The following is an 18,462-nucleotide window of genomic DNA, read 5'->3' as shown; positions in this document are numbered from 1 at the left end:
AAAAGTGCATTTACAAAAGTAATACTATATGATTTTTTCCTATGCGTGCCGCGAGAGGCGGCTTTGGGAGGAAATCATGAAATTGAAGACCGCACTCTTGGGTGCCACGGTTTTGGCTGCCTGCATGTTCGGCTCGGCATCGGCTGCAGAGCTCGTTGTGGGCTTTTCGCAGATCGGCTCCGAATCTGGCTGGCGCGCTGCCGAAACCACCGTCACGAAGGAACAGGCCAAGAAGCGTGGCGTGGACCTGAAGTTCGCTGACGCGCAGCAGAAGCAGGAAAACCAGATCAAGGCGATCCGCTCCTTCATCGCGCAGGGCGTCAACGCCATCTTCCTGGCACCGGTCGTAGAAACCGGCTGGGACGCCGTTCTGAAAGAAGCGAAGGAGTCCGAAATCCCGGTGATCCTGCTCGACCGGACGATCAAGGCGCCTGAAGACCTCTACCTGACCGCTGTCACCTCGGATCAGGTTCATGAGGGCAAGGTTGCCGGCGACTGGCTTGTAAAGACCGTTGGCGACAAGGCCTGCAACATCGTCGAGCTTCAGGGCACGACCGGTTCTTCGCCGGCCATCGCCCGCAAGAAGGGCTTCGAGGAAGCCATCGCGGGCAAGGCAAACCTCAAGATCGTTCGCAGCCAGACCGGCGACTTCACCCGCACTAAGGGCAAGGAAGTCATGGAAAGCTTCCTGAAAGCTGAAAACGGCGGCAAGGAAATCTGCGCCCTCTACGCTCACAACGACGACATGGCAGTGGGCGGCATTCAGGCGATCAAGGAAGCCGGTCTGAAGCCGGGCAAGGACATTCTCGTCGTCTCTATCGATGCGGTTCCTGATATCTTCAAGGCCATGGCCGCCGGTGAGGCGAACGCGACGGTGGAGCTGACGCCGAACATGGCAGGTCCCGCATTCGAGGTGCTCGATGCATACCTGAAAGACAAGAAGGCCCCGCCGAAGTGGATCCAGACCGAATCGAAGCTCTATACGCCGGCTGACGATCCGATGAAGGTCTACGAGTCGAAGAAGAACCTCGGCTACTGATTTTGACGCTGGAACCGCACCGGTCCATCATGGGCCGGTGCGGAACTGCCGAATGCCAGTCGGGACTTCATGTCCACGGCGCGGCATTGTGGGTCCATATCAGGAAAAGCCGCTTTCATGATTCACGATTTCGAGAACGTTCTAACCGCCTCCGGGATATCGAAATTCTTCCCGGGCGCCATTGCGCTCGACAAGGTCGATTTCTCGCTGCGCAAGGGCGAGGTGCATGCGCTTCTGGGCGAAAACGGTGCCGGAAAATCGACGCTCATCAAATGCATCACGGGTGCCTATCACCGCGACCAGGGCAGGCTTGCTCTCGATGGCGCCGAAATCAATCCATCCGATACGCTCGCGGCCCAGAAGCTCGGAATCGGCACGGTGTATCAGGAGGTCAATCTCCTCCCCAATCTGAGCATCGCCGAGAACCTATACCTCGGGCGCCAGCCGAAACGGTTCGGCATGATCGATGTACGTGCGATGAACCGGCAGGCGCGGGCACTGCTTGAGCAATACGGGATGGACGTCGATGTGACCGCGCAACTCGATCGGTTTTCGGTCGCAGTGCAGCAGGTCGTGGCGATCGCGCGTGCGGTCGATTTGTCGGGCAAAGTTCTCATTCTCGACGAGCCGACTGCAAGCCTTGACACGCAGGAAGTCGCGATGCTCTTTCGCATCATGCGGGACTTGAAAGAACGCGGCCTTGGCATTGTCTTTATTACTCATTTCCTGGAGCAGGTTTATGAGGTCAGCGATCGAATCACAGTGCTGAGAAATGGCAAGTTGGTCGGCACTCGCGAAACATCCGAGCTGTCTCGCCAGCGCCTGATCTCGATGATGCTTGGTCATGAATTGGCGAATGCCGAAGCAACCGCGCGGGCGCATTCGATCACAGCCGGTCCGGTCAAATACAGGTTCGAAGGCTACGGCAAGCGTGGCAAGGTGAAGCCGTTCAACCTTGAGGTCCGCGTCGGCGAGGTGGTGGGCGTTGCAGGCTTGCTCGGGTCCGGCCGCACGGAGACTGCCGAGTTGCTTTTCGGGATCGAGCAGGCTGACAGCGGAACGGCACAAGTCGACGGTAAGCAGGTTGCGCTCTCGAATCCGCGTGCGGCCATCCGCAGCGGCTTCGGTTTCTGTCCGGAGGATCGCAAGACGGACGGGATTATCGGCGACCTTTCCATTCGCGAGAACATTGCCCTGGCGCTGCAAGCACGGCGAGGCTGGGCCCGGCCGATTTCTCGCGCCGATCAAAACGCGCTGGCCGACCGCTACATCAGTGCGCTCGACATCCGGACGACAGACAGGGAGAAGCCGATACGTCTGCTGTCAGGCGGCAATCAGCAGAAAGCGATCCTTGCGCGCTGGCTGGCCACCAATCCGGACTTCCTGATCCTCGACGAGCCGACCCGCGGCATCGACGTCGGCGCACATGCCGAGATTATCCGCTTGATCGAAGATCTCTGCGCGAAAGGCATGTCGCTGATCGTTATTTCTTCGGAATTGGAAGAACTTATCGCCTATAGCTCACGCATATTGGTCCTTCGCGATCGCGAGCATGTCGCGGAACTGACGGGAGACAATGTCAACACCGCGCGCATCGTCGACGCCATCGCGGCCGCCCAAAAGAAGACGGAGGACGCATGAAGTCGTCGCTCAACGCACTGCTGATCCGCTTGGCGCCGCAACTCATCGCGCTCGCGGTCATTCTCATATTAAATTTCATTATGTTCCCGCAGTTTTTTAATGTTGTCGTTCAGAACGATCGGTTTTATGGCAGCCTGATAGATGTGCTAAACCGCGGCGCGCCGGTAGCCTTGTTGGCAGTCGGCATGACCCTCGTGATTGCGACCAAGGGGATCGATCTGTCGGTCGGCGCGGTGATCGCGATCTGCGGCGCCGTTGCCGCTTCATCCATCGTGTCCGGCCATTCGCTGGCGATGACGCTGCTGGTAACGGTGGGAGTCGGACTGCTTTGCGGCGTATGGAACGGCTTTCTGGTCGCCATACTCAACATCCAACCGATCATCGCCACGCTTGTGCTGATGGTTGCCGGACGCGGGATTGCTCAGCTCATCACCGAGGGTGTCATCATGACCTTCAACGATGAGGGGTTGATCGCGCTCGGCAGCGGCTCCTTCGCATTCCTGCCCATGCCTGTCATCATATGGCTGGTCATGGGCGCCCTTGTGATCCTGCTCGTGAGGCGCACGGCGCTTGGCATGCTGATCGAAGCAACCGGCATTAATCGACGTGCAAGCATGCTTTCCGGCGTGCGAACACCCGTACTGCTGATGGCCGTTTATATGTTGAGCAGCCTTTGCGCCTCGATCGCCGGTATCATCGTCGCAGCCGATATCAAGGGCGCCGATGCAAACAATGCCGGGCTCTGGTTGGAACTCGACGCGATTTTGGCCGTCGTCGTGGGCGGCAACTCTCTGCTGGGCGGACGCTTCAGCATCCTCGGCTCACTGATCGGCGCAATGATCATTCAGGCTGTGAACACCGGCATTCTGCTCTCAGGATTTCCGCCAGAGTTCAACCTGATCATCAAGGCGGTGATCGTCATCGTGATCCTCGTCATTCAGTCGCCGGCAGTTCAATCGGCGGCCGTGGTTCTAGGCCGGCGACCGAGCAGCATCAGGGAAGGGCAGATTCAATGAACTCGAAATATCTGCCGCTGCTGGCAACGGTCGTGATCTTCGTTCTCTCCTATGCAATCTGCACGTTGCAGTATCCCAACATCCTGTCCACCCGCGTGATCGGCAACCTATTGACTGACAATGCCTTTCTCGGCATCGCAGCGGTCGGCATGACGTTTGTCATCATCTCGGGCGGCATTGACCTGTCGATCGGCTCGATCATCGCTTTCACCGGGGTCTTCCTGGCCGTCATCCTGCAGAACACCACAATCCATCCGCTCGTTGCGTTTGTCCTGGTGCTGATCATCACGACCGCCTTCGGCGCGGCAATGGGCGCGATCATTCACTATCTGGAAATGCCGGCTTTCATCGTGACACTCGCGGGCATGTTCCTGGCACGCGGCATGGCGTTCGTGCTGTCGATCGACAGCATTCCGATCAATCACGACTACTACACGACGCTGACAAGCCTCTATTACAGGATGCCGGGCGGTGGTCGGCTGACGCTGATCGGTGGCGTCATGCTTCTCGTCTTTGTCGCCGGCATATTCCTGGCGCATCGCACGCGCTTCGGTACCAATGTCTACGCGCTCGGCGGCGGCCCACAGACGGCGCAGCTCATGGGCGTTCCCGTGGGGCGAACCACGATCCAGATCTATGCATTATCCGGCTTTCTTGCTGGTCTATCCGGAATCGTTTTTTCACTCTATACGTCGGCCGGTTATTCTTTGGCAGCAGTCGGCGTCGAGCTGGATGCGATCGCAGCAGTCGTCATTGGGGGGACGCTGTTGACCGGAGGGGCGGGATTCGTGGCAGGCACCTTCATCGGTATCCTGATACAGGGCCTCATTCAGACCTACATCACCTTCGACGGGACGCTCTCGAGTTGGTGGACGAAGATCTTGATCGGCCTTTTGCTTTTTGCATTCATTCTAATGCAGAAGGTTATTCTCTTCCTTTCCAGTATGAATAAGAGGTATGCCTGAGCGGGGAGGTATTCGTTGCGTAACAGATTGCTTGAGACCGGAAAAACAACGCGCAAATCGCGAACGAGCCACGCACAAGTCGTGGATGAGCTCGGTAGGGCGATCGTTGCCGGAACCTATCCTGTCGGAAGCATCTTGCCCGGCGACGCCGAACTCGCACAGCGTTTCAAGGTCTCACGCACCGTCCTTCGCGAAACGATGAAAACGCTTGCCGCAAAAGGCATGATCGTCGCCAAGGCCCGCGTCGGCACGCGCGTGACGGAGAAGAACCTCTGGAACATGTTCGACAGCGAGATCATAGCCTGGCATTTCGACAGCGGCGTGACGGAAGAATTCCTGCTGCAGCTTTACGACATCCGGCTAGCCTTCGAGCCGTTTGCCGCCGGTCTCGCCGCCGAGCGGGCGAGCAAGGACGACATCGAGCATCTGCGAGCTCTGGCAACGGAAATGGCCGCTCTGGGCCACACCAGCGAAAGCCTTGCGCTGGCCGACCTGCATTTTCACCTCGCAGTAGCCGATGCATCTCACAACCCCTTCATGCGAACGCTTGGCAGCCTGATCGAAGCCGCGCTGGTCGGCATGTTCCGCATTAGTACACCGCCGTCGCAGAACGGCTTCTCGAACATCGCGGACACGCATATGCGCATCGTCGAGGCGATCGTCGCCGGGGACGTCGATGGCGCCCGAAAAGCCATGGAGATCGTGATCATCGATGGCCGCGATCACGTCCGCGACGCCTATGCGGCGATAACCAAGGCATCCGCCTGATCCATTTTGATCTTTGTCCCGCCCTTGTCTTGCTGCTATGAGGCAGCAAGGGCTGCACGCAATGGATTCTCGGAGCACATCATGGAACGGACTTGCCTCGCCATCATTCTCGCTGCGGGGGACAGCACGCGAATGAAGTCGTCGAAATCGAAGGTGCTGCACCCGATCGCAAACCGCTCGATGATCGCGCATGTCGTGGATGCCGTGGCAAAGAGCGACATTTCATCGGTCGCGCTCGTCGTGGGCCGCGACGCCGACGAAGTGGCGAAGGCTGCCCAAGTCGGAAACGTCGAGATCGAAACATATCTGCAGAAGGAGCGGCTTGGCACAGGTCATGCGGTGCTGGCGGCACGCGAAGCCATCGCGCGCGGATATGACGATATCATCGTGACCTACGGCGATGTACCGTTGCAGACCGAGGGACCGCTCAAGGCCGCACGTCAGGGCCTTGCCGAGGGCAGCGATGTGGTCGTCATCGGCTTCCACACAGACAGGCCGACCGGCTACGGCCGCCTGCTCGTCAAGGATGGCGAACTGATCGCCATCCGCGAAGAAAGGGATGCGACAGATGCCGAGCGTGCCGTGAAATGGTGCAACAGCGGCCTGATGGCGATCAACGGCCGCAAGGCGCTCGATCTGCTATCCCGCATCGGCAACGCCAATGCCAAAGGCGAGTACTATTTGACGGACCTAGTGGAGATCGCCCGCTCCATCGGCTGCCGCGTTACGGCTGTCGACGCACCCGAAATCGAAATGACCGGCTGCAACAATCGGGCGGAACTCGCCGTGATCGAGCGGCTCTGGCAAGAGCGCCGGCGTCACGAGTTGATGATCGCCGGGGTTACGATGATCGCTCCTGAGACCGTGTTTCTTTCCTACGATACCGCGATTGGGCAGGACGCCCTGATCGAACCGAACGTCGTGTTCGGTCCCGGTGCGACAATCGATGGCGGCGCGATCATTCATGCATTCTCGCACATTGAGGGTGCGCATGTCAGCACCGCCGCGGCCGTCGGCCCGTTCGCTCGCCTGCGGCTGGGTGCCGATCTCGGCGACGGCTCGAAAGTCGGCAATTTCTGCGAGGTCAAGAACGCGAAGATCGGCGAGGGAGCTAAGGTCAATCACCTGACCTACATCGGCGACGCGAAGGTCGGAGCGGGGGCAAACATTGGAGCAGGCACGATTACCTGCAACTATGACGGGGTCAACAAGCACGAGACGCTGATCGGGGCGAATACCTTCATCGGATCGAACTCATCGCTCGTAGCGCCGGTCAGCATTGGCGACAATGCCTATATTGCCTCCGGCAGTGTCATCACCGCGGATGTACCCGCCGATGCGCTCGCCTTTGGCAGGGCGCGCCAGGAACTGAAGCCGGGCCGAGCCGCCGTGCTGCGCGAACGCGCACTGACAATCAAGGCTGCAAAGACGTCCAAGCCATAGGGCTCTGCGTAACGCGCGGAAACCGAAAGTGACCGCCGAGGCCATTGAGAAAAAAGACAGAATCGTTACGAGTGGCCTTCGAAACGCAAGGCTTTGGGGACTTTCATGTGTGGTATTGTTGGAATCGTAGGAAGCAGCCCGGTTGCGGGGCGTCTTGTTGACGCACTGAAGCGGCTTGAGTACCGCGGCTATGACTCTGCGGGAGTCGCCACGATACACAACGGCGAAATGGCTCGGCGTCGCGCCGAGGGCAAGCTCTTCAATCTCGAAAAGCGCCTCGACGGCGAACCTCTGCCGGGAACAATCGGCATTGCGCACACGCGCTGGGCTACTCATGGCGTTCCCAACGAGATCAACGCGCATCCGCACTTTGTCGAGGGGGTTGCGGTCGTCCACAACGGCATCATCGAAAACTTCTCCGAGCTGCGAGACGAGTTGATTGCCGAAGGCGCCGTTTTCGAGACGCAGACGGATACCGAAGTCGTCGCCCATCTCATGGCGAAGTATCTTCGTCACGGCATCGAGCCGCGTGCAGCGATGCTCAAAATGCTGAACCGGGTAACCGGCGCCTATGCGCTTGCAATCATGCTCCAGAACGACCCCAGCATGATCATGGCGGCGCGCTCCGGACCGCCACTTGCCGTGGGCTACGGCTCGGGCGAAATGTTCCTCGGCTCGGATGCCATCGCGCTTTCTCCCTTTACCAACGAGATCACCTACCTGGTCGACGGCGATTGGGCCGTGCTAACGCGAGACGGTGCGACAATCCTCGACTTTTCGGGCAACGAGGTGCATCGCCCTCGGCAGATCTCGCAGACGACTGCCTATGTAGTGGACAAGGGCAATCACCGCCACTTCATGGAAAAGGAGATCTACGAGCAGCCAGAGGTCATCTCGCATGCCCTCAGCCGCTACATGGACTTTGCCAGCAATACGATCAGTGACAACATCAACGCGATCGACTTCAAGGCTACAAGCAGCCTGGCAATTTCCGCATGCGGTACCGCATATCTCGCAGGCCTTGTCGGCAAATACTGGTTCGAGCGCTACGCGCGTCTACCGGTCGAAATCGATGTCGCATCCGAATTCCGCTATCGCGAAATGCCTCTGTCGCCCTCGCAGGCCGCCCTTTTCATTTCGCAGTCCGGGGAGACCGCAGACACACTGGCGTCGCTGCGTTACTGCAAGGATCATGGGCTGAAGATCGGCGCTGTGGTCAACGTCAGGGAATCGACGATTGCCCGTGAGTCGGATGCAATCTTCCCGATCATGGCGGGCCCAGAGATCGGCGTTGCGTCCACCAAGGCATTCACCTGCCAGTTGGCCGTCCTGGCGTCGTTGGCACTCGGCGCTGGCAAGGCGAGGGGAACGATCAGCGCGGAGCAGGAAAGGGAGCTGGTGCGCCATCTCGCTGAAATGCCGCGCATCATGAGCCGCGTACTGAACCTCATCCAGCCGCAGATGGAAAGCCTGTCGCGCGAATTGTCGAAGTGCCGCGATGTTCTCTATCTCGGTCGTGGCACGAGCTTCCCGCTTGCGATGGAAGGGGCCCTCAAGCTCAAGGAAATTTCTTACATCCATGCCGAGGGTTATGCAGCCGGCGAACTGAAGCACGGGCCGATAGCATTGATCGACGAAAACATGCCTGTCATCGTGATCGCGCCGTTTGATCGTTTCTTCGACAAGACTGTGTCGAACATGCAGGAGGTTGCAGCGCGTGGCGGCCGCATCATCTTTATCACCGACGAGGCAGGCGCGGCCGCATCGAAGCTGCCGACAATGGCGACGATCGTGTTGCCTGATGTCAATGAGATCATCGCGCCGATGATCTTCTCACTGCCGATCCAGCTGCTTGCCTATCACACGGCCGTCTTCATGGGCACGGATGTCGATCAGCCGCGCAATCTGGCAAAGTCGGTCACGGTGGAGTGACCGGCTGGTCGCCCCCTGAAGACTTGTGCGACTTGGCAATTTCTGGCAGCTTTTCAATCAGGAAAGCATGGGGGAGCTGATTTCCGATAGCCGGTCTGCTCAACGGAGTTCATCAGCACGCGATGACGGAAAAACTGCCCCGATTGCCGATAGCCACTCGCATCAGGAACAACTTCCTGGCGGGCCTTATCATTTGCGCGCCCATCGCGATTACCCTGTGGCTGACATGGTCGGTCGTGCGATGGGCAGACAGCTGGGTGAAGCCGTACCTGCCGGCGCGCTATGACCCGGACAACTATCTGAATTTCGCTGTGCCCGGTTCCGGCCTGCTGATCGCGCTTATCGCGATCACGCTTATCGGCTTCCTCGGCAAAAACCTGATCGGCCAGAGCATCGTTCATTTCAGCGAATCGCTTGTGCAGCGCGTACCGCTCGTGCGCAGTATCTATCAGAGCGTAAAGCAGATTTTCGAGACGGTGCTGAAGGACAAAACAAACTCCTTCAAGAAGGTCGGCCTAATCGAATATCCCAGCCCCGGTCTCTGGGCGCTCGTCTTCATTTCGACGGATGCCAAGGGGGAGATTGCGTCGAAATTCAAAGCGATGGGCCAGGACATGGTCTGCGTGTTCCTGCCGCCGACGCCGGTGCCGACGGCCGGATTTTTGATCTTTACGCCGCGCGAGAAGATCGTTCCGCTGGACATGTCACCGGAGGATGCAGCAAAGCTCTTGATCTCCGGCGGCCTGGTCACACCGGAAGAGCTTGCCGGGCGCATCGCGAAACAAGAACGGACGCGCAAGCCGCTGCCGGCGCCTATCGAGATGTAGTTTTGGCCGCGCGACTCACCCGGCATGTAGGAAACGAATCGCCTCATCGCGACGGAACAGGTAGAGCAGGGTGCGTACGGCCTTGCCGCGGTCGCTGGTGAGGTCCGGGTCACGCTCTATCAGATACGCAGCATCGCGGCGGGCGATTTCCAGAAGATCGGAATGAGCCTCCAGGCTCGCGATACGAAAGCCCGGTGTTCCCGATTGCCGTGTGCCGAGCAGTTCGCCTTCGCCGCGCAGTTTCAGGTCTTCCTCTGCAATGCGGAAGCCGTCTTCGGTCTCACGCATGATCGACAGGCGCGCATGGCCGGTCTCGCCAAGCGGTCCCTTATAGAGCAGGATGCAGGTCGAGGCCGCGTCGCCGCGGCCGACACGGCCGCGAAGCTGATGCAACTGCGCCAGGCCGAAGCGCTCGGCATGCTCGATCACCATGATCGTAGCATCAGGAATATCCACGCCGACTTCCACCACCGTCGTGGCGACCAACAGGCGGATTTCGCCGTTCTTGAACGCCATCATCACGGCGTCCTTTTCGGCGCCGCTCATACGGCCGTGGATCAAACCGATACCTGGGCCGAGCGACGAGACGAGCGTTGCATGGCGCTCTTCGACCGACATCAGATCGCTCTCCTCGGATTCCTCGACGAGCGGGCAGATCCAATAGGCTTTCTTGCCCTCTCCGACCGCGCTCTTCAGCCGTCCAACGATCTCGCCAATGCGTTCGGTCGGCACGGTAATCGTCTGGATCGGCTTTCGGCCGGCCGGCTTTTCCGTCAGCTTCGAGACGTCCATGTCGCCGAAGGCGGCAAGCACCAGGGTTCGCGGGATCGGTGTCGCCGTCATCACAAGCATGTGCGGCGTGATGCCCTTGGCGGTCAGTCGCAGGCGCTGGTGGACGCCGAAACGATGTTGCTCGTCAACGACAGCCAGCATCAGGTTGCGATAGTTAACTGTGTCCTGGAACAGGGCGTGTGTGCCGATAACGATCTGCGCTTCTCCCGAAGCGATCCTCTCGAGGATGTCTTCGCGCTCACGACCCTTGGTACGGCCTGTGAGGACTTCGAGGCGCAGACCGGCCGAAGCGGCGAATGTCGAGATCGTCGCGTAGTGTTGACGCGCGAGGATCTCCGTGGGGGCCATCAGGACGGCCTGGCCGCCGCTTTCGATGACCGCGGCCATCGCTATCAGTGCGACCAGCGTCTTGCCGGAACCGACATCGCCCTGCAGCAGCCGCAGCATGCGGTCCTCGCCGGCCATATCCTTGAGGATATCTGCAACCGCGGCGTTCTGGGTGCCGGTCGGAGAGAACGGCAGGGTCTGCAGGATTTGCCGGCTGATGATGCCGGTGGCATGCACCGGTTGGCCGGCGACCTTGCGCAGGCGTTGGCGCACTAGACTGAGGGAGAGCTGGCCCGCCATGAATTCGTCATAGGCGAGGCGGCGACGGGCAGGGGCTTGCGTATCGATATCCGCGGGATCACATGGTTCGTGCAGCGCGTGGAGAGCATCCGCTACCGAGGGCAGCCCCTGTTTTTGCGCGAGGGTCAGGTCGATCCATTCCGGAAGTTCGGGCGTGCGCGGCAGCGCGGCTTCGATGATCTTGCGCAGTGTCTTTGGCGAAAGACCTGCGGTAAGGGGGTAAATCGGCTCGACGAGGGGCAGATTCTCGGCTTCGCTGGCCTTCACAATATAGTCTGGATGCACCATCGAAGCGCGGCCATTGAACCAGTCGATCTTGCCGCTGACGGTCACTTCTTCGTCGAGCGGTAATTGCTTTTCCAGCCATGCCGCCTGGCCGCGGAAGAAAACGAGTGTCAGTTCACCGGTCTCGTCATGCAGGACAACGCGGTAAGGAATGTTGCTTTTGCCGCGCGGCGGCACCTGGTGGCGATCCACGCGAGCCGTGACGGTGACGATGGCGCCTTGCGGCGCCCGGGCGATACCGGGCTGGATTCGACGGTCGATCAGCGAATGCGGCGCATGAAACAGCAGATCGACGACGCGCGTATCGTCAGGCGTCTCGCGCCCAAGCAGCTTTACCAGCAGCTCGGCGATCTTTGGGCCGACGCCGGGCAGGGCGGAAACGGGCGAAAACAGCGGATCGAGAATAGCAGGGCGCATGGCGGCAAAATGCGATGAACAATGCGGCCTTGGCAAGGCTGACAAGCCGCTTTCGAGGGTCTATAGAGGCGCATCAACAGGAAGGTAACGCCATGACGGGTGTGTCACTCTCGAGCGCCGATCTTGATCCGCGCCGCCGCCGAATCCTCTTTCGCTGCTGGCATCGCGGCATTCGCGAGATGGATCTGGTCTTCGGCCAGTTCGCCGAAAAGGAGATCGCGACCCTGTCAGAGACCGAACTCGACGAGTTCGAAACCATCATGGCCGAAGAGGACAACGATCTTGTGCGCTGGATCATGGGAACATGGCCGGTGCCCGAGCGTTTTCAGACGCCGATGTTCGAGCGCCTTGCCGCCTACAAGCCCGATTTCGAGTATCCAGCCGACGCCCTGCCCAGGAACGCGTAATGATCCCAGGTTTTAACGTAAAGAAGCTGTCAGCCGTCGCCGAGCCGCTGACCATCGGCAACGTGCCCACAGGTGCGGAGGCTTGGTTGCTGGCCGATCTGGCACGCACCGGCGAGCCGGTCGCTTACGTGCTTTCCGATGGCCAGCGGATGGCCGACTTGGAGCAAATTCTCGGCTTCGTCGCGCCCGAGATCCCGGTCCTGACCCTGCCGGCCTGGGACTGTCTTCCTTACGACCGCGTTTCGCCGAGCGCGGATACGTCAGCACGCCGACTCGCGGCGCTGGGCGGCCTGATCGCGCATCGTAAGAAGCCGCATGCGGCCATCGTGCTGGTGACCGTCAATGCAATGCTGCAGAAGGTTGCCCCGCAGGAGGTCATCGAGAGCCTGGCGTTTTCCGCACGTCCGGGAAACACTGTGCGCATGGACAACATTGCCGGGCGGTTGGAACGCAACGGTTTCGACCGCGTCGCAACGGTGCGCGAGGTCGGCGAATATGCGGTGCGCGGCGGCATTCTGGATGTCTTTGTGCCCGGTTCCGAGGAGCCTGTTCGCCTCGATTTCTTCGGCGACACTCTGGAAAGCATCCGCAGCTTCGATCCTGCGAGCCAGCGCACGACAGGGCAGCTCCGTTCGCTCGACCTCAACCCGATGAGCGAGGTCACGCTGACGCCCGATACCATCAGCCGTTTCCGCAAGAATTACCTCTCCTCGTTCGGCGCGGCAACGCGCGACGATGCGCTTTATCTCGCCATATCGGAGGGGCGGCGCTATCCGGGCATGGAGCATTGGCTGCCGCTTTTCTACGAGAAGCTGGAGACGGTATTCGACTATCTCACAGGCTTCCGACTGGTGGCCGATCACGCGGTACGCCAGGCTGCCGAGGAGCGCTCCAAGCTTGTGTTCGATTATTATGACGCGCGCCTGAATTCCGGACAGCCCGGCAAAGGTCAGATGGCGCAAGGAACGCCCTATAAACCCGTGACGCCCGGCCAGCTCTATTTGGACGGAACGACGTTCGCCAGCACGCTCGACGCGTTCGACGCGATGCGGATTTCGCCCTTCAACGAGCACGAGGGAGAGGCGCGGCGCGTCATCAATCTCGATGCGCGACAGGGCGAGCGGTGGGCACGCTCGAACGCGGAGGGGGGTGGCAATGCCGAACGCGTGAATGTCTTCGACGCCGTTGTGAAGCATATTGCGGACAAGCGCTCATCCGGCGCCAAGGTGTTGATCACCGCCTGGACGGAAGGTTCGCTGGACCGTCTGTTGCAGGTGCTGAACGAGCACGGCCTGGAGCGCGTGAAACCGATCGGCGCCCTGAAGGAGATCGACAGCCTTGCCAAAGGCGAGGCAGCAGCCGCTGTGCTCAGTCTCGAATCCGGATTTGAAGCCGGCAATGTGGTGGTCATCGGCGAGCAGGACATTCTCGGCGACCGCATGGTGCGGCGCTCGAAGCGGCGCAAACGCGCTGCGGATTTCATCTCCGAGGTCGCCGGTCTCGATGAAGGTTCGGTCGTCGTCCACGCGCAGCACGGCATCGGCCGGTTCGTGGGCCTGCGGACGATCGAAGCGGCGGGCGCGCCGCATGCCTGCCTTGAACTGCAGTATGCCGACGATGCGAAGCTCTTCCTACCGGTCGAGAATATCGATCTGCTGTCGCGCTACGGCGGCGAGGGGACGGAAGCGCAGCTCGACAAGCTCGGTGGTGGCGCATGGCAGATGCGCAAGGCCAAGCTCAAGAAGCGACTGCTTGATATGGCGGATGCGCTGATCCGTATTGCCGCCGAACGCCTGACCCGACACGCGCCCGTGCTGACGACGCCGGAAGGGCTCTATGATGAGTTCTCCGCCCGCTTCCCCTACGACGAGACGGAAGACCAGGACAACGCCATCGAGGCCGTGCGCTCCGATCTTGGGGCCGGCCGGCCGATGGATCGTCTCGTCTGCGGCGACGTCGGCTTCGGCAAGACAGAGGTGGCGCTTCGTGCTGCCTTCGTGGCGGCGATGAATGGTATTCAAGTTGCCGTGGTCGTGCCAACCACGCTGCTGGCCCGCCAGCACTTCAAGACCTTCTCCGAGCGGTTCCGCGGCCTGCCTGTGCGCATCCAGCAGGCCTCGCGCCTCGTCGGTTCGAAGGAGCTGGCACTGACGAAGAAGGAAGTGGCCGAGGGCAAGACCGACATCGTCGTCGGTACCCACGCGCTTCTCGGTACGGGCATCCAGTTCGCCAATCTCGGGCTGCTGATCATCGACGAAGAACAGCACTTCGGCGTCAAGCACAAGGAGCGTCTAAAGGAGTTGAAGAGCGACGTACACGTTCTGACGCTTTCGGCAACACCGATCCCCCGCACGCTCCAGCTCGCGATGACGGGTGTGCGCGAGCTGTCGCTAATCACGACGCCGCCGGTCGACCGCATGGCGGTGCGCACCTTCATTTCGCCGTTTGATTCGCTCGTCATCCGCGAAACGCTGATGCGCGAGCACTATCGCGGCGGTCAAAGCTTCTATGTCTGCCCGCGGCTTGCCGATCTCGAGGATGTGCATGCGTTCCTGCGGTCCGACGTGCCGGAGCTGAAAGTCGCTGTCGCGCACGGTCAGATGCCGGCTGGCGAACTCGAAGACATCATGAATGCCTTCTACGAAGGGCGCTACGACGTGCTGCTGTCGACGACGATCGTAGAATCGGGTCTTGACGTGCCGACCGCCAACACGCTGATCGTCCACCGCGCCGATATGTTCGGCCTCGCTCAGCTTTATCAGCTACGCGGCCGCGTCGGACGCTCGAAGGTCCGCGCCTTCGCGCTCTTCACGCTGCCGGTCAACAAGGTGCTGACGGCGACGGCCGAACGTCGCCTCAAGGTGCTGCAGTCGCTCGACACGCTTGGCGCGGGCTTCCAGCTTGCCAGTCACGATCTCGACATTCGCGGAGCAGGCAATCTGCTTGGCGAGGAGCAGTCCGGCCATATCAAGGAAGTCGGCTTCGAGCTCTATCAGCAGATGCTGGAAGAGGCCGTTGCCGAGGTGAAGGGCGTCGATGAGATCCAGGATAGCGGCTGGTCGCCTCAGATCTCGGTCGGAACTTCTGTGATGATCCCGGATGGCTACGTGCCCGATCTGCACCTGCGCATGGCACTCTATCGCCGTCTCGGGGAGATCACGGAACTGAAGGAAATCGACGGCTTCGGCGCTGAAATGATCGACCGCTTCGGCCCGATGCCGATCGAGGTCCAGCACCTCCTGAAGATCGTCTACGTGAAATCGCTCTGCCGCGTCGCCAACGTGGAGAAGCTGGATGCAGGCCCCAAGGGCGTTGTCATCCAGTTCCGCAACAAGGAATTTCCGAATCCGGCAAGCCTGGTTGGCTACATCGCCAAGCAGGGCTCCATGGCGAAGATTCGGCCGGACCAAAGTGTATTCCTCACCCGCGACCTGCCGACACCGGAAAAGCGGCTGCAGGGTGCAGCCGTTATCATGACGCAGCTCGCGGAAATGGCGAAGGCGTAAGCACGCTCAGTTCATGCCGGCGCGCGCTTCGGCCTTCGCCTTGGCGATATCGCGAAGGGCGTTTGCCAACACATCCGGTGTCTGAGCGCCGCTGACGGCATATTGTTGGTCGAAGATGAAGAACGGCACGCCGTTGACGCCCATCTTCTGCGCGGCTTCGATCTCGGCGATCACGAGATCCTTGTCCGCGTCGGATGCGAGCAGGGAGGAGACGACCGCTCGGTCCATACCGGCGTTCTGTGCGATATTGAGCAGAACGGCATGGTCGCCGACGTTGCGCCCTTCCTCGAAATTGGCCTTGAAGAGGGCATTGACGACGCGGTCCTGCTTCTCGCGATCCTCGACCATTGCCCAATGGATCAGGCGGTGTGCATCCAGCGTGTTCGGGCCGATCTTGATCGCGTCGAAATCGAAGTGAATGCCGACTTCGCGACCAAGCTCGCTCAGCATCTTGTGCCCTTGAGCGACACGCTCGGCGCCGCCAAGCTTCTGCTCCAGCGCTTTCTTCTGGTCGACGCCTTCGGGCGGATAGTCGGGGTTGAGGCGGTACGGGCGCCAGTTGATGTCCACACCGACCTCGTCCTGGACCTCGGCGATCGCAAGCTCCAGCCGCGCCTTGCCGAGATAGCACCACGGGCAGACGACGTCAGAGACAACGTCGATGGTAATGCGTTCCATGGACCTTCCTTTTTCCTCAAATCGAAACTTTCCCGCCATCTAGGCCTTGCGGCGGGAGACTTCAACCAGGCAGGAAAAAGGAACCGTCTATTGGACGCTCTGATCCCACCATGCCGGCAGCTGGTAGCCGTAGAGCGGCACCGTCTCGGGGTGGCCGATGCGCTTGCTGCGCGCGACCCATTGCTGATCGACGTGGTAGAGCGGCAGAACATAGTGCCCCGACAGGAGCATACGGTCGTGAGAGCGCACCGCCGCCGTAAAGTCTTCGGCCGAACGAGCCATGAGGATGTGCTGGATCAGCGTATCGACACCGGGATCGGCGACGCCGGCAAAATTGTCGGTGCCTTCACGATCCTTGGCCGCGGAAGACCAGCGCCCCACCTGTTCGATGCCCGGAGACAGAGACGACGTGTAGGACTTCACGATGACATCGTAATCGAAGCTATTCGTGCGGCTCTGATACTGCGAATCGTCGACCGTGCGGATCGTCGCGGCAATGCCGAGCAGCTGGAGCGAACGCTGGTAGGAGACCGCGAGCTTCTCCTGATCGGTGTTCTGCGTCATGATCTCGAAGGCAAGCGGCCGGCCGTTGGCGTCGCTCATCTTGCCGTTCTTGATCGTATAGCCTGCTTCCTTGAGGAGGGCCGCCGCATGCCTCAGGACGTTGCGATCGCGGCCTGAGCCATCCGTTACGGGAAGCTTGTAGGTGCCGTTCAGAATCGCCGGATCGATGCGATCCTTGATGGAGCCGAGCAGTTTCAGCTCACGCTCGTCGGCAGGCACCCCGAAGCTCGACAGATCCGAGTTCTGCCAGAAGCTTTGGGTGCGGATGTAGGCGTTCGAGAAGAGGTTCTTGTTCGCCCATTCGAAATCGAAGATCAACGACAGCCCCTCGCGGAGCTTCGCGTTGTTGAAGACCGGCCGCCGGGTGTTGAAAACGAAGCCGAACATGCCACTCGGAAGCTTTGGTTCAAAGGTGTCCTTCACGACGTTGCCGGATGTTGCTGCCGGGAAATTGTAAGCGCTCGCCCAATGGCCGGGACTGCCGTCCGGGTAGATGTCGATATCGCCCTTCTTGAAGGACTCGAAGAGAGTGGTGTCCTGCAGAAAATACTGGACCGTGATCTGGTCGTAATTGTCGAGGCCGACTTTCGCAGGAACATCCTTGCCCCAGTAGTTGGGATCGCGTTCGAAGGTGATGCTTTCGCCAGGCTTCAGCGACTTGATCTTGTAGGGACCGGACCCGACAGGAGGCGTGAGCGATGACCGATCGAATGTCTCGGGGTCGATGGCGTGCTTTGGCAGGATCGGCGTGGAGCCAGCGAGAATCAGTGGAAACTCGCGATCGGCCTTGTCGTTGAAAGTGAAGCGAACGCTGTGGTCTCCGACCTTCTCCATCTTCGCCACGGCGTTCAGTCGCGTGCTGAAGGGAACGCGGCCCTTTTCCTTCAAAAGGTTGAAGGTGAAGATCACGTCATCCGGCGTCACCGGCTGGCCGTCCGACCATTTGGCGGCCGGATTGAGATTGAACTGGATATAGGTGCGATCCTCATCCCATTCGACGGACTGGGCAAGCAGGCCATAAAGCGTGAAGGGTTCGTCGCGCGAGCGAAGCATCAGCGTCTCAAAGACGAGGTTCCCGTATTCGGGGTCCCACATGCCGCGCGCCGTCGTGCGCATGCTTTTCAGGATAAAGGGATTGAGGCTGTCAAAGGTCCCGACGACCCCATAATTGATCTTCCCGCCCTTCTTCACATCGGGATTGACATAGGGAAGATGCTTGAAATCGGCGGGCAGAGCCGGTGCACCATGCATTGCGATGCCGTGCACCGGCTCGGCGAGAGCTGCACTGCCAACCAGGGTGAAGATGACGGGAAGAACGATCCGGAGCATCGTTGAGGTCCTTTCCGGGAACGGCACGATTCGGCGCAAGACTATCACGCAGCCACCGCAGTTCGCCATCGGCGCCGAATTCTTTCGGATGACCCTGAAAAGGTCAAAGAAATACTGGATATCTGACCCGACGCAATGTAACAGGGAAACCCGAAAGTCAGGGGTCATGCATTTGCCTCATTGTTCTAAGAGGTGGAGTGCGAACAACCCCGTTGGTGAGGATGGC

Annotated in this window: 13 protein-coding genes; 10 read left to right on the top strand and 3 right to left on the bottom strand. The window is 60.2% G+C overall.

Annotated elements, in window-relative coordinates:
- Positions 1-76 precede the first annotated feature (76 nt).
- The 8 genes from ytfQ to BSG20_RS13810 all read left to right on the top strand — a co-directional run bounded on the left by ytfQ (position 77) and on the right by BSG20_RS13810 (position 9,631).
- On the top strand, positions 77-1,039 hold the full coding sequence (ytfQ, locus tag BSG20_RS13845) for a galactofuranose ABC transporter, galactofuranose-binding protein YtfQ (protein ID WP_072376336.1): 963 nt from the start codon (positions 77-79) through the stop codon (positions 1,037-1,039).
- A gap of 117 nt (positions 1,040-1,156) precedes the next feature.
- A complete protein-coding gene (ytfR, locus tag BSG20_RS13840; RefSeq protein ID WP_072376338.1) occupies positions 1,157-2,680 on the top strand; it encodes a galactofuranose ABC transporter, ATP-binding protein YtfR in 1,524 nt (507 codons plus the stop codon).
- Positions 2,677-3,696, top strand: a complete 1,020-nt coding sequence (locus BSG20_RS13835) for an ABC transporter permease (protein ID WP_072376340.1) — start codon at positions 2,677-2,679, stop codon at positions 3,694-3,696. Before ytfR ends, BSG20_RS13835 begins: the two co-directional genes overlap by 4 nt.
- Positions 3,693-4,661: a galactofuranose ABC transporter, permease protein YjfF gene (gene yjfF / locus BSG20_RS13830; protein WP_024314853.1), complete on the top strand. Its 969-nt coding sequence runs from the start codon at positions 3,693-3,695 to the stop codon at positions 4,659-4,661. Before BSG20_RS13835 ends, yjfF begins: the two co-directional genes overlap by 4 nt.
- Before the next feature lie 15 nt (positions 4,662-4,676).
- The gene (locus tag BSG20_RS13825) at positions 4,677-5,429 is read left to right on the top strand and encodes a FadR/GntR family transcriptional regulator (RefSeq protein ID WP_072376342.1); all 753 of its coding nucleotides are present in this window, start codon (positions 4,677-4,679) and stop codon (positions 5,427-5,429) included.
- 81 nt (positions 5,430-5,510) lie between these two features.
- On the top strand, positions 5,511-6,872 hold the full coding sequence (gene glmU, locus BSG20_RS13820; protein ID WP_072376344.1) for a bifunctional UDP-N-acetylglucosamine diphosphorylase/glucosamine-1-phosphate N-acetyltransferase GlmU: 1,362 nt from the start codon (positions 5,511-5,513) through the stop codon (positions 6,870-6,872).
- Positions 6,873-6,977: 105 nt separating this feature from the next.
- On the top strand, positions 6,978-8,804 hold the full coding sequence (glmS, locus tag BSG20_RS13815; protein WP_072376346.1) for a glutamine--fructose-6-phosphate transaminase (isomerizing): 1,827 nt from the start codon (positions 6,978-6,980) through the stop codon (positions 8,802-8,804).
- A gap of 122 nt (positions 8,805-8,926) precedes the next feature.
- Entirely contained in the window at positions 8,927-9,631 is a 705-nt protein-coding gene (locus BSG20_RS13810; RefSeq protein ID WP_024314857.1) for a DUF502 domain-containing protein, read from the top strand.
- A gap of 15 nt (positions 9,632-9,646) precedes the next feature.
- On the opposite strand, the gene recG is transcribed toward BSG20_RS13810, so the two are convergent.
- Complete coding sequence (gene recG, locus BSG20_RS13805) at positions 9,647-11,752, bottom strand: ATP-dependent DNA helicase RecG (RefSeq protein ID WP_072376348.1); 2,106 nt, start codon at positions 11,750-11,752, stop codon at positions 9,647-9,649.
- Between the two features lie 92 nt (positions 11,753-11,844).
- On the opposite strand from recG, the gene BSG20_RS13800 reads away from it, so the two are divergent.
- The gene (locus tag BSG20_RS13800; RefSeq protein ID WP_072376350.1) at positions 11,845-12,159 is read left to right on the top strand and encodes an FAD assembly factor SdhE; all 315 of its coding nucleotides are present in this window, start codon (positions 11,845-11,847) and stop codon (positions 12,157-12,159) included.
- Complete coding sequence (mfd, locus tag BSG20_RS13795) at positions 12,159-15,665, top strand: transcription-repair coupling factor (RefSeq protein WP_072376352.1); 3,507 nt, start codon at positions 12,159-12,161, stop codon at positions 15,663-15,665. The genes BSG20_RS13800 and mfd overlap by 1 nt, the downstream gene beginning before the upstream one ends.
- A gap of 6 nt (positions 15,666-15,671) precedes the next feature.
- Here the strand turns inward: mfd and BSG20_RS13790 are convergent, their stop codons facing one another.
- Both BSG20_RS13790 and BSG20_RS13785 read right to left on the bottom strand, forming a co-directional pair.
- Positions 15,672-16,343, bottom strand: coding sequence for a DsbA family oxidoreductase (locus BSG20_RS13790; RefSeq protein WP_072376354.1), 672 nt, complete (start codon positions 16,341-16,343; stop codon positions 15,672-15,674).
- An 87-nt stretch (positions 16,344-16,430) separates the two neighbouring features.
- Positions 16,431-18,236, bottom strand: a complete 1,806-nt coding sequence (locus tag BSG20_RS13785; protein WP_072376356.1) for an extracellular solute-binding protein — start codon at positions 18,234-18,236, stop codon at positions 16,431-16,433.
- Positions 18,237-18,462 lie beyond the last annotated feature (226 nt).

Source organism: Rhizobium tibeticum (assembly GCF_900110205.1).
GTDB lineage: Bacteria > Pseudomonadota > Alphaproteobacteria > Rhizobiales > Rhizobiaceae > Rhizobium > Rhizobium tibeticum.
Note: the sequence above shows the minus strand (reverse complement) of the source record. Positions and strands in the feature narration are given on the sequence as shown.